The sequence below is a fragment of the Lentzea alba genome (assembly GCF_011067745.1).
GTDB classification, from domain to species: Bacteria; Actinomycetota; Actinomycetes; order Mycobacteriales; family Pseudonocardiaceae; genus Lentzea; species Lentzea alba.
Genome location: NZ_JAAMPJ010000009.1, coordinates 195,374 through 210,729, shown reverse-complemented (window position 1 = coordinate 210,729; position 15,356 = coordinate 195,374). Strand labels below are relative to the sequence as shown.

The window sequence follows — 15,356 nt, the reverse complement described above, 5'->3', positions numbered from 1 at the left end:
GCTGTCGTCAGGGCCCGCCCGCACCTAGGTGGGCTACGTGCGGGCGGCCCTGACGATTCCCCGCTCAACGGAGAGAGGAGAAGACCGCGATGGATCCCACAGACAGATTCAGCAATCGCAGCCAAGGCCTGCGCGCCTCGGAGATCCGGGCGCTGTTCGCCGTCGCGGCACGCCCCGGCGTGGTGTCGCTGGCAGGCGGCATGCCGGCCGCGGACGCGTTGCCCAGCCAGGTGCTGGCGCGCATCCTCGGCGAGGTCGCCGCGGAGCCCGGCGCGTTGCAGTACGCCACCGGGCAGGGCGCTCCCGGCCTGCGCGAGATGATCTGCACGGTGATGGCGGAGGAGGGCATCTCCGCGGACGCGGACGACGTCGTCGTCACCACCGGCGCACAGCAGGCGCTCGACCTGGTCACCGCGGTGCTGGCCGACCCCGGCGACGTCGTGCTCGCGGAGTCGCCCGCCTACGTCGGCGCGCTGGCCACGTTCTCCGCGCACGGAGTCCACGTCCGGCACGTCCCCGACGACGGCGCGGGCCTCAGCGGTCCCGCCGTCGCCGAAGCGGTGGACCGGGCGCGCCGGGACGGCCGGCGGGTGGCGTTCCTCTACACGGTGCCGAACTTCGCGAACCCGTCCGGCGTCACGCTCGACGCGGCGCGGCGGGCCGAGGTGCTCGCGACCTGCGACCGGATCGGGCTGCAGATCGTCGAGGACAACCCGTACGGGTTGCTGCGTCTGGAAGGCGAGCCGCTGCCCGCGTTGCGCGCGGCGCACTCCGGCGTCGTGTACCTCGGGTCGTTCTCGAAGATCCTGGCGCCGGGCCTGCGGGTCGGCTGGGCACTCGCCCCCGCGGAGGTCACCGCCAAACTGGTGCTGGCCGCGGAGGCCGCGATGCTCTGCCACTCCGGGCTCGCCCAGATCGCCGTCGCCCGATACCTGGCCAACGAGCCGTGGATCGACCACGTCAAGGCACTGCGCGAGCTCTACTGGGAACGCCGCCAGACCATGCTCGGCGCGCTGTCCACGCTGATGCCCCGCGGTACCCGGTGGCGGGTCCCGGAGGGAGGCTTCTTCCTGTGGCTCGCGCTGCCGGACGGTGTGGGGGCCAAGGCGATGCTGCCGCGGGCGATCCAGGAAGGTGTGGCATATGTCCCCGGAACGGGTTTCTTCGCCGATGGTTCGGGCGACGACCACCTCCGGGTGTCGTATTCATATCCAGAACCGGCTGCCATCACGATCGGCGTGCGCAGGCTCGCCCGCGTCGTGAAGGAAGCCGCCGAACCCGAACGGAACCGGAGAACACCCTCATGACGGCCCAGAAACCGCGCGTCGACTTCTACTTCGACCCGGCCTGCCCGTTCGCCTGGATCACGTCCCGCTGGATCCTCGAGGTCGAACAACACCGCGACATCGACCTGTCCTTCCAGGTGATGAGCCTCTCGGTGCTCAACGAGCACAAGGAGATCGAGCCCTGGTACCGCGAGTTCTGCGACCGCGCGTGGGGCCCGGTGCGGGTCGCGATCGCGGCCGCCGAGAAGTACGGCGACGAGGTCCTGCGCGACCTCTACACCGAGCTCGGCACGCGGATCCACAACGGTGGCAACAAGGACTACGCGGTCGTCATCGCCGAGGCGCTGGCCGCGCTCGACCTGGACCCCGCTCTCGCCGAGGTCGCGACCTCGGACGCGTTCGACGAGAAGCTGCGGGCGAGCCACCACCGCGGCATGGACCCGGTCGGCGAGGAGGTCGGCACGCCGACGATCCACATCGACGGCGTGGCCTTCTTCGGCCCCGTCTTCATGTCGATCCCGCGCGGCGAGCAGGCCGCCCGCCTGTTCGACGCCGCGGTGGAAATGGCTTCCTATCCCAAGTTCTTCGAGCTGAAGCGCACCCGCACGGGCGAGTTCGACTTCAGCTGACACCCCACCGGCGAGGCCCCTGGACGCACAAACCAGGGGCCTCGTCGCGTACCCAGACCCCACATCCAGCCGACGAGGCCTCCGGACGCACGAGCCGGGGGCCTCGTCGCACATTCGGAGGTCCTGACATGACCGCTGCAAGCACGGTTCCCGTTGCCTCGGACGCCACCGCGGCACCAGACGCCCTGGAAGCCTTGCGCGCCAAGCTCGACGCGATCGACGTCGTGCTGCTCGACACCCTGCGCCGGCGCATCGGGGTGTGTGTGGACATCGCGGTGCACAAGCGCGAACACGGCGTTCCGATGATGCAGCCGCACCGGATAGGCATCGTCCAGCGCCGTGCGGCCGACTACGGCCTCGAGCACGGCATCGACCTGGACTTCCTGCGCAACCTCTATGACCTGATCATCGCTGAGACCTGCCGCGTGGAGGACGAGGTCATCGGCTCCTGAGCCAAGCCACCGAGAGAGCTGCGAAAGGGCGGCCCCACCATGCGCACGCTTCTGATCGACAACTACGACTCCTTCACCTACAACCTCTTCCAGCTGCTCGGCGAGGTCAACGGCGTGGCACCCACCGTGGTCCGCAACGACGTCGACTGGTCGTCGATCGACGTGAGCGAGTTCGACGCGGTCGTCATCTCACCCGGTCCGGGCAGCCCCGACGTCGAGACCGACTTCGGCGTGAGCGCCAGGGCGATCCTGGAGAGCGGCCTGCCGGTGCTCGGCGTCTGCCTCGGCCACCAGGGCATCTGCCACCTCTTCGGCGGAAAGGTCGGCCTGGCACCGGAACCGGTGCACGGACGGGTGTTCCCGGTCGAGCACACCGGCGTGGACGTCTTCGCCGGGCTGCCCTCGCCGTACAACGTGGTGCGCTACCACTCCCTGGCCGCGACGACGCTGCCCGACTGCCTGGAGCCGATCGCCTGGACCGACGGCATCATCATGGGCGTCCGGCACCGCAGCCTGCCGATCTGGGGCGTGCAGTTCCACCCGGAGTCCATCAGCAGCGAGTACGGCCGCGAGCTCCTCGCCAACTTCCGCGACCTGGCGCTGTCGCGCCGGCGGGGTTACCAGGTGCACGTGCGCAAGGTCGCGGCGCTGCCGGACACCGAAGCGTTGTTCCGCAAGCTCTTCGCCGGCGGCAGCCACCCGTTCTGGCTGGACAGCAGCTCGGTGATCGACGGCCTGTCGCGCTTCTCCTACATGGGTGACGCGTCCGGGCCGCTCGCCGAGTACCTGAGCTACCGGATCTCCGAGAACACGGTCACGATCGAGCGCGCCGACGGTGTCGCGAAGGTCGAGTCGCCCTTCTTCGCCTACCTGGAGGAGCAGCTCGCTCAGCGCGCCATTCCGACCCCGGAGGGCGTGCCGTTCGACTTCAACCTCGGCTACGTCGGCTATCTCGGCTACGAGCTCAAGGTCGAGTCGGGTGCGCAGAAGGTGAACGAGGCCGAGGAACCGGACGCCGCGATGGTGTTCGCCGACCGGCTGGTCGCGGTCGACCACGTCGCCGGCGAGACCTACCTGCTGGCACTGAGCCTCGACGGCGCCGACGCCGACGCACTGGCGTGGCTCTCGGTCATCGGGGACCAGGTCGCCGCCACGACGAGGGCGGGGGAGAAGGCCGCGCGGACGACGCAGTGGACCGACATGAACTCGCCGGCCGCGCGCAAGATCGCCGCACTGCGGCACGACCACGACGCGTACCTCAAGCGCATCAACGAGTGCTTCCACGAGATCGACCACGGCGAGTCGTACGAGGTCTGCCTCACCAACGAGGTGAGCATGGACGTGCGGATCGACCCGCTCACCACCTACACGTACCTGCGCAACATCAGCCCCGTGCCGTACGGCGCGTTCCTCGACTTCCCCGGTGTCTCCGTCATGAGCGCCTCGCCGGAGCGGTTCCTGTCGATCGGCGTGGACCGGGTCGCCGAGGCCAAGCCGATCAAGGGCACGCGGCCGCGCGGCAACACGCCGGAGGAGGACGCGGCGCTCAAGGCCGACCTGTTCTCCAACAAGAAGGACCAGGCCGAGAACCTGATGATCGTCGACCTGATCCGCAACGACCTCAACGTGGTGTCGGAGATCGGCTCGGTGCACGTGCCGAAGCTGTTCGACGTCGAGACCTACGCCCCGGTCCACCAGCTGGTGTCCACGATCCGCGGCACGCTGCGGGAAGGACAGTCGCCGGTGGCCTGCGTGCGCGCGGCGTTCCCCGGCGGCTCGATGACCGGTGCGCCGAAGCTGCGCACGATGGAGATCATCGACCGGCTCGAGGACGGCCCGCGCGGTGTCTACTCCGGCGCGATCGGCTGGTTCGGTCTCAGCGGCGCGGTGGACCTCAACATCGTCATCCGCACGCTCGTGGCGACCGAGTCCGGCGTCCGCTTCGGCGTCGGTGGCGCGATCATCGCGCTGTCGGACGCCGAGGAGGAGTTCGCCGAGACCGCGGTGAAGTCCCGCGCCATGGTGACCGCGGTCGTCGACACCGCCCTTGAGACCGCTCTCGAGGACGTGGCATGACCACCCGCTGCGTCGTCGCCGGCGGCGCCGGCGCGGTGGGCACGTTGTTCGTCGAGTTGCTGACCGCGGCGGGCGCCGAGGTGCACGTCGCGGACAGCTCGGCCGGAGCCGACATCACCGCTCCGGACGCGCTGCTGGCAGCCGAGCTGGCCATGGCCGACGTCGTGGTGCTCGCCGTGCCGGAAACCGTTGCGCTGCAAGCACTCGGCCCGGTCACGGCGACGCTGTCGCCCGGCGCGCTGCTCGTCGACACGCTGTCGGTCAAGTCGCGTTACGCCGCAGCGGCTGACGCTGTCCGGTCCGATGTGGAGCTTCTCGGGCTCAACCCGATGTTCGCTCCCTCACTGGGTTTCCCCGACCGGCCGGTGGCCGCCGTGGAACTCAACGGCGGCGGTCCGCGCACCGAGGAACTGCTGAACCTGTTGACCGGCGCGGGTGCCCGCGTCGTGCGCGTGACGGCCGACCGGCACGACCGGCTGGCCGCGGCGACCCAGGCGCTCACCCACGCCGCGGTCCTGTCCTTCGGCGCGGCGCTGGCCGAGCTCGACGTCACCGTCGACGAGCTCGCCGCGCTCGCCCCACCCCCGCACGCGACCCTGCTGGCCCTGCTGGCGCGGATCGCGGGCGGAACCCCCGAGGTCTACTGGGACGTCCAGTCGGCGAACCCGTTCGCCGAGACCGCCCGCGACGCACTGCGCGCGGGCACGGCCACCCTTGCCGCCGCGGTCGGCGCGGGAGAGGCCGAGTTCACCGATCTTCTGTCGGCTCTGCGTGCCGTGCTGGGCGATCGCCTGCCCGAGTACGGCGCCTTCTGCGCCCAGATGTTCCAGGCGCAGCAGCTGCGGTCAGCCGGCCAGAGCGAAGTACCTGTCAGCACCGCGAGAAGGGACACCACATGACCAAGTTCGCTCCCACCGTCCTGAACGTCGAACAGCGCGCCGCCGTCGCCGCCGACCCCACGATCGGTGGCGGCAACCTGCTGCCCGCGGCCATCGCCGCGAGCCCGGCGCCGGACCAGCCGTTTCTGCGCACCCTGCGGCCCCTCCTGAATACCAAGGGCGAGCCGCAGACCGAGTTCAGCCTGCTGCAGCTGGACGAGCTCGTGCAGAGCTGGTCGGTCTGGTACTACGACCAGATGGGGGTCCGTCCACGCGACCGCGTCGTCGTGTGGATCGAGGACACCTTCGCCTACCACGTGCACTTCTACGCCCTGGCCCAGATCGGCGCCATCGCGGTGCTGATCAACACCAAGGCCTCCAAGGAGATCGCCGAGTCGCTGACCGGTCAGACGAACCCGGTCGGCATCTTCGCTGGAAAGTCCAGAATGGACGACCTGGCGGAACTCGCGGCGACGATGCCGTCCGTCAAGTGGACACAGGTGGCGGAGGAGCAGCCCTTCCCGCCGCACGCCGAAATGCCGGCGGAGATGAGGTTCCGGCACAACGACGAGGACCCGGTCACGGTCCTGCACTCGTCGGGCACCACCGGCCTGCCCAAACCGACCATCCACACCCACGGCTCCATCGTCGCGGGACCGAAGTTCCGGCTGGTCGACTTCAAGGAACAGCCGGGCTCGATGACCATGACCAGCCTCCCGCAGTCGCACCTGGGCTGCATCGCCTACACCGTGTACGCGGTGCTGTCGGGCTCGCAGACGACAGCGGGCTTCGACCGTCCCGGCGACGAACTGGCCGAGGTGGTCGCCGAGTACAAGCCGACCACGGTCATGTCGTTCGCCCACGCGTACTCCGAGATTCCCGCGCTGGACCTGGCGCCGGGAGCACTCGACTCGGTGAACGTGTGGGTGTCCATCGGTGACGCGGTGCACGAGGCGCACATCAAGGACATCCTCGGCCGACGCAGCCCGCACCTGCCGCAGTCGGCGTTCTTCGACCGGCTCGGCACCACGGAGCTCGGCTGGGGCGTGCTGCTCAAGATCCGCACGCTCGACACCGAACGCAACGACCGGTGTGCGGGCAAGCCGGTCGGGGTCGCGGAAGTGACGATCCTGCGTCCCGACGGCACGTTCGCCGACGACAACGAGGTCGGTCTGCTCGCGGCCAAGGGGCCGGCCATCACACCGGGCTACTGGGACAACCACGAGCTCAACTACCGCAGCCGCCTGTCGGGCTACTGGCTCACCGGCGACAACGGCTACCGCGACTCGAACGGCGACCACTTCCTGGTGGACCGGACCGTCGACGCGTTGATCACCCCCGAGCGCACCGGCTACTCGGTGTTCATGGAGGAGATCATGCTCGCCGACGTGCCCGACGTCGTGGACTGCGCGGTCGTCGCGGGCAAGGCCGACGGCGTCGTGGTGCCGGTCGCGGTGGTGGTGCCCCAGCCGGGCACCGATCCCGACCCGGACAAGATGCTGCGGTTCGCCAACGAGGAACTCGCTCGCGCGGGACACCTCACGCTCGGCGCGCTCGAACTGGCCCGCACCGACGACGACTTCCCGGTCGGCGTCACCGGCAAGGTGCTCAAGCGGAACCTCCGCGAGAAGTACGCCGATCTGCCCGCCTACACCAAGTCCGCGGACCCCCGGTCGTTCGCCGCTGTGCCGGCCTGACCGGTCGGTCCCACCCCCTACTCGTGCCCCGCGGCGGTCTGCTGCCGCGGGGCACGAGTGTCCACTTCAGACTTTCTTCCCCAGCAGACTTTCCTCGCCCTCAGACTTTCTTTCGCCACGGAGGCTCACCATGTCCAGCCAGTCGATCCTGTCGTTCGCCCCCGGCACCCCGGCCGCCCGCCTCAACGAGTGGCTGCAGTTCTTCGACACCAACGGCACGACCGCCACCCAGCAGTTCCTCGGCGACACGCCAGTCATCATCGCCCACGGTCCGGGCGTCGATACCCAGGCACCCGCCGCCCTGGCGGCACCGGTCGCAAAAGTCGCGGTCACAGGCGACTTCCGGCTAGGCCGCCGGGAGCTGCGCCCTGGGGGCACGATCGTGCGCATCGGCGACGCGGCTGTCGGCGACGGTTCGCTCAACGTGTTCGCCGGTCCGTGCGCGGTGGAGAACCAGCAGCAGATGCTGGCCTGCGCCGACATAGCGGCCAACTACGGGTCGGTCGGCCTGCGCGGCGGCGCGTTCAAGCCCCGCACGTCTCCGTACTCCTTCCAGGGCCTCAAGTGGGCCGGTCTGGAACTGCTCGCGGAAGCCCGCCAGCACACCGGCCTGCCGATCCTCACCGAGGTGCTCGACCCCCGCCACGTCGAGCGGGTCGCCGAGATCGCCGACGGTCTGCAGATCGGCGCGCGCAACATGCAGAACTTCGAGCTGCTGACCGAGGTCGGCAGGTCCGGCCGCCCGGTCGTGCTCAAGCGCGGCTTCGGCTGCACCGTCGACGAGACGCTGGCCGCCGCGGAGTACGTGCTGGCACAGGGCAACGACCAGGTCATCCTGTGCGAGCGCGGCATCAGGACGTTCGAGCACGCCACCCGGTTCACGCTCGACATCTCGGCGGTGGCGCTGATGAAGCAGCGTTCGCACCTGCCGGTGATGGTCGACCCGAGCCACTCGGTCGGCATCCCGTCGCTCGTCGAGCCCGTCTCGATGGCAGCGGCCGCCGCCGGCGCGGACGCCCTGTTGATCGACGTGCACACCGCGCCGGAGCAGGCGCTGTGCGACGGCAAGCAGGCGTTGCTGCCGACGGACTTCGGCTCGCTCATGGGCAAGCTCGAACTGCTCGCGATGGGTCTCGGCCGCAAGATGGCGGGCGTCATGCGCCCCGTTCTCGCCGACTCCGAGCGCTGATCTTCCTACTCCCCAAACCCTTTTCCGACCGACTCCCCCCGCCGCGAGGGGTCGAGTGTGGTCGTGCCCCACTGGAGGACACCGTGACGCACATCTGCATCATCGGCGCGGGCCCGCGCGGATTATCGGTGCTGGAGCGCCTGCACTCGACGGCCGCGGCGCAGAACCCACCCCAGCCGATCACCGTCCACGTCGTGGACCCGAACCTGCTCAGCGGCAGCGCGGTGTGGCGCGTCGACCAGTCGCGCGAACTGCTGATGAACACCGTCGCCGCGCAGATCACCATGTTCGCCGACGAGACCGTCACCTGCGCGGGACCGATCGTGCCGGGACCGAGCCTGCACGAGTGGGCGCGGTTCACCGAACACCTCGGCCCCGAGGACAAGCTGCCGGACTGGGTGCGCGCCGAATGCCGCGACCTCGGTCCCGACTCCTACCCGACACGCGCGCTGTACGGCCACTACCTGCGCTGGGTGCTGCGGCACCTGCTGCGGACCGCCGCCGGCAACCTGACGATCACGCTGCACACCGTCACCGCCGTCAACCTGACCGACGCCGACGACGGCACGCAGGTCGTCGAGCTCAGCGACGGCACCGTTCTCGACGGACTCGACTCGGTGGTCCTCACCCAGGGCCACCTGCCGACCATGATGTCCGAGGCGGAACTCGAGCTCGCCGAGCACGCCGCCCGCAACGGGCTGAACTACGTCGCGCCCGGCAACCCCGCGAACGCCGACCTGTCGTTCATCAAGCCCGGCGACGAGGTCGCGTTGCGCGGCATGGGTCTCAACTTCTTCGACCACATGGCGTTGCTGACCACGGGACGCGGCGGCCGCTTCGCCCGCGCCGACGACGGATCGCTCACCTACCACCCGTCCGGCACGGAACCGGTGCTGATCGCGGGCTCCCGGCGCGGCGTCCCGTACACCGCCCGCGGTGAGAACCAGAAGGGGGCTTTCGGCCGGCACGAACCGCTTTTCCTGACCCCGTGGGTGATCCGCACCCTGCGCCGCCGCGCCGAGCGAGGCCGCCCCGCCGACTTCCGCACGGAGGTGTGGCCGCTGATCGACCGCGAGGTCCGTTCGGTGTACTACACGGCGCTGGTCACCCAGCGCTCGTGCTCCTGCGAGGCCGAGGTGTTCTCCCGGCGTTACCGCGCGGTGTGCGAGGAGGAGTTCGCGAACACCCCGATGGGCGAACCGTTCGACCAGCCGAGGTCCGAGGCCGAGAACATGCTCCTCGACCGCTTCGGCATCGCCGAGGCCGATCGCTGGGACTGGAACACCATCGCCAAGCCGTACGGTGACATGGAGTTCGAGGACGCCGGCGCCTACCGCGCGTGGCTCGTGTCATACCTGCGGGACGACGTGCGGGAAGCGTTGCGCGGCAACGTGCAAAGCCCCGTCAAGTCCGCTTTGGACGCGATGCGCGACCTGCGCAACGAGATCCGTCAGATCGTCGACCACTGCGGCATCAGCGGCGAGTCCTACCGGGACGACCTGCAGAAGTGGTACACACCGTTCAACGCCTTCGTGTCCATCGGCCCGCCCGTGCGGCGGATCGAGGAGATGATCGCGCTGATCGAAGCGGGCGTGCTGCGCGTGATGGGTCCGGGCATGGAGGTCCGCCCGGCCCCGGACGGCTCCGCCTTCCTGGTGAGCTCGTCCAAGGTGCCGGGGGAGCCGGTGCAGGTCACCACGCTGATCGAGGCGCGACTGCCGGAGCCGGACATCCGCACCACCACGGACCCGCTGCTGGGCGGCCTGCTGGCGCGCGGCGAGTGCGTGCTGCACCGCATCCCCAGCGCCGGCGGCGGCTACTACGAGACCGGCGGCCTGGCCGTCGGCCCGCGTCCGTACCCCGTGCTCGGCCCGGGCCGGGTGCCGCACCCGCGCCGGTTCGCCTTCGGTGTGCCCACCGAGACCGTGCACTGGGTGACGGCGGCGGGCATCCGTCCCGGCGTGAACTCGGTGATCCTCGCCGACGCCGACGCGGTCGCCCAGGCGAGCCTCGCGGTGGCCGTGGCCGTGCCGCGGTCCTCGCTCATCGCCGGCTTCTGAGCCGGCTCGACCCCGGATCTCGCGGGGCGCCGTCCGCCTCCTCGGCGCCCCGCGTTCCTTCCTGCCCACAGAAGGGAGCCACCACCTGCCGTCGCCGAATGGCGTCTGCAAGTACCACCAACCCTTGATCGAATCGCCGTCAACTACACCCAACCTGTTCGCCGCTCGCCGAACCGCCCCCGCGTGCCCTCGTCCAGGACGGCCCTTGTTGGTAGTAGGAAAGTGCCTGTTGATGTTGGGTTGGTGGTACTTGCAGACGCCGTCGGGGCCGGGCGCAGGTCCACCGGGCGAGTAACGGACACAACTTTCGGCAGGCTGCCCAGTTCCACCTCGAACCTCGCGGGGCGCCGCCCACCCCCTCGGCGCCCCGCGTTCCCTGCGACAGAACGGAGTCACCTGACCGGATCCCCCCAGTTCGCAGTTCGCGGGGCGTCATCCCCTCGTCGGCGCCCCGCGTTCCCTGCGACAGAACGGAGTCGTCTGACCGGACTCCGCCGCACCCCCTGACCCCCCACTCGACCACAGACCCCTACCTGGAGTCCGTCATGCCCGACAGCGCCCTCCGTGACAGCGCTCCCATCGACAGCGGTCTCCTCGCCCCCGTGCGCGCGGGCGTCGCGGCCGCGTCCCTGACCGATGACGTCGCGTGGTTGCGCGCGATGCTCGACGCCGAGGCAGCCCTGGTGCGGGCGCAGGCGACGCTCGGCGTGGCGCCGCACCAAGCGGCCGACGTCATCACGAAGGTCGTCGACACCACGGAGTTCGACGTCGTCGCCCTGGCCCGCGCGGCCCGCGGTGCCGCCAATCCCGTGGTGGCCGTGGTGGGTGCGCTCGGCGCGGCCGTGGCGGCGGTCGACTCGGCCGCCGCGCAGTACGTGCACCGCGGCTCGACCAGCCAGGACATCCTGGACACCGCCGCCATGCTCGTCGTCGCGCGCACGAGCGCTGTCATCCTCGCCGATCTTCGGCGGGTCGAGGCCGCCGCGCTGCGCCTCGCCGCGGCACACCGCGACACGGTGATGGCCGGCCGCACTCTCGGCGCGCACGCCGTTCCCGTCACGTTCGGTCTCAAGGCCGCGGGCTGGGCGACGGCCGTGCACGACGCCGCGAAACGGTTGAGCCGACTCGATCTCCCCATCCAGCTCGGCGGCGCGGCCGGCACCCTCGCCGGTTACCTGGAAAGCGCGAAGGTGGAGGCAGGAGACGTCGGCGAGAACTACGCGCGGCTGCTCGGCGAGGAGTTCGCCAAGCAGACAGGACTGTCCGCACCGCTGCTTCCCTGGCACACCAACAGGATCCCCATCGCCGACACCGGGTTCACCGCGGCACTCGTCACCGGCGTGCTCGGCAAGATCGCCGTGGACGTCCAGGTGCTGGCGCGCACCGAGATCGGCGAAGCCGCCGAACCCTTCGCGGAAGGCCGCGGGGTGTCGTCCGCCATGCCGCACAAGCGAAATCCGGCGCTGGCCACCCTCATTCGCGCGGCGGCCACCCAGACACCGGGCCTGGCCGCGACGCTGGCGTCGTGCCTGCCCGCGGAGGACGAACGTCCCGCGGGCGCCTGGCACGCCGAGTGGCACCCGCTGCGCGAGCTGCTCCGGCTCACCGCGGGCGCCGCCGAAACCGCCGCCGAGCTCGTCGAAGGCCTGACCGTGGACGTCGATCGGATGCGCGACAACCTCGGCATGACGCACGGGCTGATCGTCTCGGAACGCCTGTCCGCCACCCTGGTGCCGCTGCTCGGCCGCACCGAGGCGGCCACGGCGATCCGCGCCGCGTCCCTCACCGCCCACCACACGAAGACACCACTGCACGACGTCCTCGCCGCGGACCCCGCGGTGACCGCGCACCTGACCGAGACCGAACTCGCCGACCTCACCCGTCCCAGTGGCTATCTGGGTGCGGCACAGGCCATGGTCGACGAGACGTTGGCAGCCCTTGCCTGGCCCCAGCTCGACACCGAATGAGGCGATGAAGGTGAACGAAAAAGCGAGGGCGTTCCGCGCCCTGCACGAAGACGGCCTGCTGATCCTGCCGAACGCGTGGGACGCGGCCAGCGCCGCCCTGATCGAGCGGGCAGGAGCGAAAGCGATCGCGACCACCAGTGCCGGTGTGGCCTGGTCGCTCGGCCGCCGCGACGGACACGGACTCTCCCGGGACGAGGTGGTCCAGGCCGTCGGCAGGATCGCGGCCTCGGTCGAAGTACCGGTCACCGCGGACGTCGAGGGCGGCTACGACGACCTCGCCGCCACCGTCGGTGAGGTGATCGGGGCCGGTGCGGTCGGCGTCAACATCGAGGACGCGAAGGACGACGGCACCCTGTTCGACATCACCGAGCAGGCGGACCGCCTGCGCACGGCCCGTGCGGCGGCGGTCGAGGCGGGCCTGCCCGAGCTGGTGATCAACGCGCGCACCGACGTGTACTCGCTCGAGATCGGGCCACCGGAAGGAAGGCTCGACGACGTGCTGGCTCGCGCCGCCGCGTACGCGGAAGCCGGCGCGGACTGCCTGTACGTCATCGGCCTCACCGACCTCGACGCGATCCGCCGCATCAGCGAAGAGTGCCGGCTACCGCTCAACGTGCTGGCTTTTCCCGGTTCGCCCACCTCGGCGGAGTTCGAGGCGGCGGGCGCGCGCAGGCTCAGCGTCGGCCCGCTCGTCGCCCAGGCCGCGTACGCCGTCGCCCAGCGCGCCGCGGCGGAACTGCTGGTCAAGGGCACCTGCACCGAGCTGGAAGGGGGCGTCGGTTACGGCACGCTCAACTCACTTTTTTGACCGGAATGGCCGGTCCGTTCCCTCTTTCAAATCGCTATCGAACCGCTCTGCACACACCGACAGAGCATGAATCGAGGACCGAAGGAGCCGGTGGCTGAACTGGTGTCAGCCAGGGGGAACGCCCCCGACAAAACCGGAGGTAGAAATGTTCACCAGCCGCAAGTCCGCCGCCTCGACGCTGGTTTCGCTCATCATCGCGACGCTCGCCATCCTCGGAATCGCGAGCGGAACTGCCTCCGCCGACGACACCCACTGGAACACCGTCCCCGTCACCACCCAGGGCCCGACCGACTGCCCCGCCGACACCCACTGGAACGCCGAGCTCCAGATCTGCGTCGAGGACACCCACTGGTGAACCTTGCTCCACCGAACCCCCGTCCTGTGCCCCTCAGGACGGGGGTTTTTCGTGTTTGCGGTTCATACCGAGAAGACGACGAAACGGCCGGGAAGCGAATGCTTCCCGGCCGTTTCCAGCTTCAGAAGGCTCAGCCGACCGGCTGCTCGCGAGGCATCATCAGCGCGGAGATGACCGCCGGCACCGCACCGACGACCAGCATCACCACCGGCCACGACGACATCGACAGCACGATCGGGATGATCAGCGGCGTGACGAACGCACCGCCGAACACCATCGTGTTCTCCAGCCCCAGCGCGGTACCCGACCGCTCCGCGCCGGCCATCGTGGCGATCTCGGCGTAGTGCACGCCGTGCCAGCCGCAGGCGAGGAACCCGGCCGCGACGAAGAGAGTGATCACCAGCCACGTCGGAGCGAACGCGTAGGCCGACACACCGACGAACGCGGCCGCGATGGCCCAGCTGTAGCCACGCACGAGAGTCCTGCGGTAGCGGCCGCCCCGGTTGTCGGTCCAGCGACCGCTCCACACGCGTGAGGCGGCGGCGAGCACCTGGACCACCACGAGCGCCACCACGACACCCTCGATCGGCAGGCCGATCTCGGAGGTGAGGAACACCGTGCCGAAGGTGAGGACGGTGAACTGCGGCAGGTCGAGCAGGAACGCGGTGATCGCGACGCGCCAGATGTCCCAGCGCCGCAACGGGCTGACGGTCGTCGTCGCCGCGATACCCGCGGAGGCCTTGGTGCGGGCGATGGGCGGCTCGTCCAGCCACAGCACGACCGCGATGGTCGCCGCGAGCATGAACACCGTCAGGAACGCGAACACCCAGCGGAAGCCGGCACCCAGCGCGAGTGAAGGCAGGATGGCGGCACCGAGCGCGCCACCCAGCGGCACGGCAGCGACCCGCAGGCTGATGGCGAACCCCCGCTTGTTGGCCGGGAACCAGCCCATGACGGCTCGGCCGGACGCGCCGTTGACACAGCCACCGAGCGCACCGGACAGGAACAGCACGGCGGCCAGCGCCCAGGCCGCGGGAGCCGTGTCGGTGCTGGGCACCAGGAACGCGGTGACGTAGGCGAGGGTGGCGGTCGTGCCACCGAGGCCGACGATCAGCACCGTGCGCTCACCGATGCGGTCGGAGAGGATGCCCCAGAACACGTCGGTGATGAAGATGCCCGCCGTCACGGCGGCGAGCACGACGCCCAGCTCGGACAGCGAGTAGCCGTAGGCGGCGGCGAGGATGGAACCCGACGTCGGGATGCCCTGGAACGCGGCGCTGAACGCCGCCTGGGCGAAGATCCCGATGGCGAGGATGCCCCAGCGGTAACGGGACGAGTGCTTCTTTCCGGTGCGCCCGATGACGATGTCGTCGGTTTTCGGGGGCAGAATGGTCTGTGGTCGGTCCTGCGTCTGCTGGGACATCGGAAGTTCTCCTGGGTCGTTGCACGGAATCGCCGGTCGAGAGGACACGGGCGTGGTGCGGCGGAGCCGGAAGGCCGGCCCCGCCGCGAAGGGGACCTACTCGGCCGCGGCGCCGACGGCGGCGGCAGCGCTCACCTCGTCGTCGGTGAGCCGCCTGGTGCCCTTCTCCCGCACCACGAGCGCGTAGCAACCGGTCGGCGACGACACCTGGTGCACGCTCTCCGGTTTCTCGATGAACAACGTCCCCGCCGGATAGCGGTCGCCGTTGTCGTTGTGCAGCTCGCCTTCGAGGATCAGCAACAGCTCGAAACCGAGGTGTTCGTGCAGATCACCGTGCGAACCGGGCTTGAAGTGGGCGATGTAGGCCTCGGCACCGGTCGGGCCGGTGTCGGCCGCGGTGTAGAGCCACTCGACGTCCACCGCGTTGCGCCCCGGCTGCACGTACTCCTCCCACTTGATCTGGCCGTTGTGCAGGCCGCCGGCGAAGAGGGACGAGTAGATCTTGATGTCGCGCATGACAGTTGTCTCCTTGATCG

At 70.0% G+C, this 15,356-nt stretch carries 13 protein-coding genes; 11 read left to right on the top strand and 2 right to left on the bottom strand.

Annotation, left to right across the window (positions count from 1 at the left end):
• The first annotated feature begins 89 nt into the window (after positions 1 to 89).
• The 11 genes from G7043_RS30385 to G7043_RS30335 all read left to right on the top strand — a co-directional run bounded on the left by G7043_RS30385 (position 90) and on the right by G7043_RS30335 (position 13,397).
• A complete protein-coding gene (locus G7043_RS30385; protein ID WP_166051422.1) occupies positions 90 to 1,307 on the top strand; it encodes an aminotransferase-like domain-containing protein in 1,218 nt (405 codons plus the stop codon).
• The gene (locus G7043_RS30380; protein WP_166051421.1) at positions 1,304 to 1,915 is read left to right on the top strand and encodes a DsbA family protein; all 612 of its coding nucleotides are present in this window, start codon (positions 1,304 to 1,306) and stop codon (positions 1,913 to 1,915) included. The genes G7043_RS30385 and G7043_RS30380 overlap by 4 nt, the downstream gene beginning before the upstream one ends.
• Before the next feature lie 128 nt (positions 1,916 to 2,043).
• Entirely contained in the window at positions 2,044 to 2,367 is a 324-nt protein-coding gene (locus G7043_RS30375) for a chorismate mutase family protein (RefSeq protein ID WP_166051420.1), read from the top strand.
• Positions 2,368 to 2,406: 39 nt separating this feature from the next.
• On the top strand, positions 2,407 to 4,443 hold the full coding sequence (gene pabB, locus G7043_RS30370) for an aminodeoxychorismate synthase component I (protein ID WP_166051419.1): 2,037 nt from the start codon (positions 2,407 to 2,409) through the stop codon (positions 4,441 to 4,443).
• Positions 4,440 to 5,342, top strand: coding sequence for a prephenate dehydrogenase/arogenate dehydrogenase family protein (locus tag G7043_RS30365; protein ID WP_166051418.1), 903 nt, complete (start codon positions 4,440 to 4,442; stop codon positions 5,340 to 5,342). The genes pabB and G7043_RS30365 overlap by 4 nt, the downstream gene beginning before the upstream one ends.
• Positions 5,339 to 7,018, top strand: coding sequence for a class I adenylate-forming enzyme family protein (locus tag G7043_RS30360; RefSeq protein ID WP_166051416.1), 1,680 nt, complete (start codon positions 5,339 to 5,341; stop codon positions 7,016 to 7,018). The genes G7043_RS30365 and G7043_RS30360 overlap by 4 nt, the downstream gene beginning before the upstream one ends.
• Positions 7,019 to 7,148: 130 nt before the next feature.
• Positions 7,149 to 8,207, top strand: coding sequence for a 3-deoxy-7-phosphoheptulonate synthase (gene aroF, locus G7043_RS30355; RefSeq protein ID WP_166051414.1), 1,059 nt, complete (start codon positions 7,149 to 7,151; stop codon positions 8,205 to 8,207).
• Positions 8,208 to 8,290: 83 nt separating this feature from the next.
• Positions 8,291 to 10,267 (top strand): FAD/NAD(P)-binding protein, encoded by a 1,977-nt coding sequence (locus tag G7043_RS30350; protein ID WP_313888154.1) that lies wholly within the window; start codon positions 8,291 to 8,293, stop codon positions 10,265 to 10,267.
• Between the two features lie 545 nt (positions 10,268 to 10,812).
• Positions 10,813 to 12,234 (top strand): lyase family protein, encoded by a 1,422-nt coding sequence (locus G7043_RS30345; protein ID WP_166051412.1) that lies wholly within the window; start codon positions 10,813 to 10,815, stop codon positions 12,232 to 12,234.
• Positions 12,235 to 12,238: 4 nt separating this feature from the next.
• On the top strand, positions 12,239 to 13,042 hold the full coding sequence (locus G7043_RS30340) for an isocitrate lyase/PEP mutase family protein (RefSeq protein ID WP_166051410.1): 804 nt from the start codon (positions 12,239 to 12,241) through the stop codon (positions 13,040 to 13,042).
• A 145-nt stretch (positions 13,043 to 13,187) separates the two neighbouring features.
• A complete protein-coding gene (locus tag G7043_RS30335; protein WP_166051408.1) occupies positions 13,188 to 13,397 on the top strand; it encodes a hypothetical protein in 210 nt (69 codons plus the stop codon).
• Positions 13,398 to 13,527: 130 nt separating this feature from the next.
• Here the strand turns inward: G7043_RS30335 and G7043_RS30330 are convergent, their stop codons facing one another.
• Positions 13,528 to 14,820 (bottom strand): MFS transporter, encoded by a 1,293-nt coding sequence (locus G7043_RS30330; RefSeq protein WP_166051406.1) that lies wholly within the window; start codon positions 14,818 to 14,820, stop codon positions 13,528 to 13,530.
• 96 nt (positions 14,821 to 14,916) lie between these two features.
• Positions 14,917 to 15,336 (bottom strand): cupin domain-containing protein, encoded by a 420-nt coding sequence (locus tag G7043_RS30325; protein WP_166051404.1) that lies wholly within the window; start codon positions 15,334 to 15,336, stop codon positions 14,917 to 14,919.
• Positions 15,337 to 15,356: the final 20 nt, after the last annotated feature.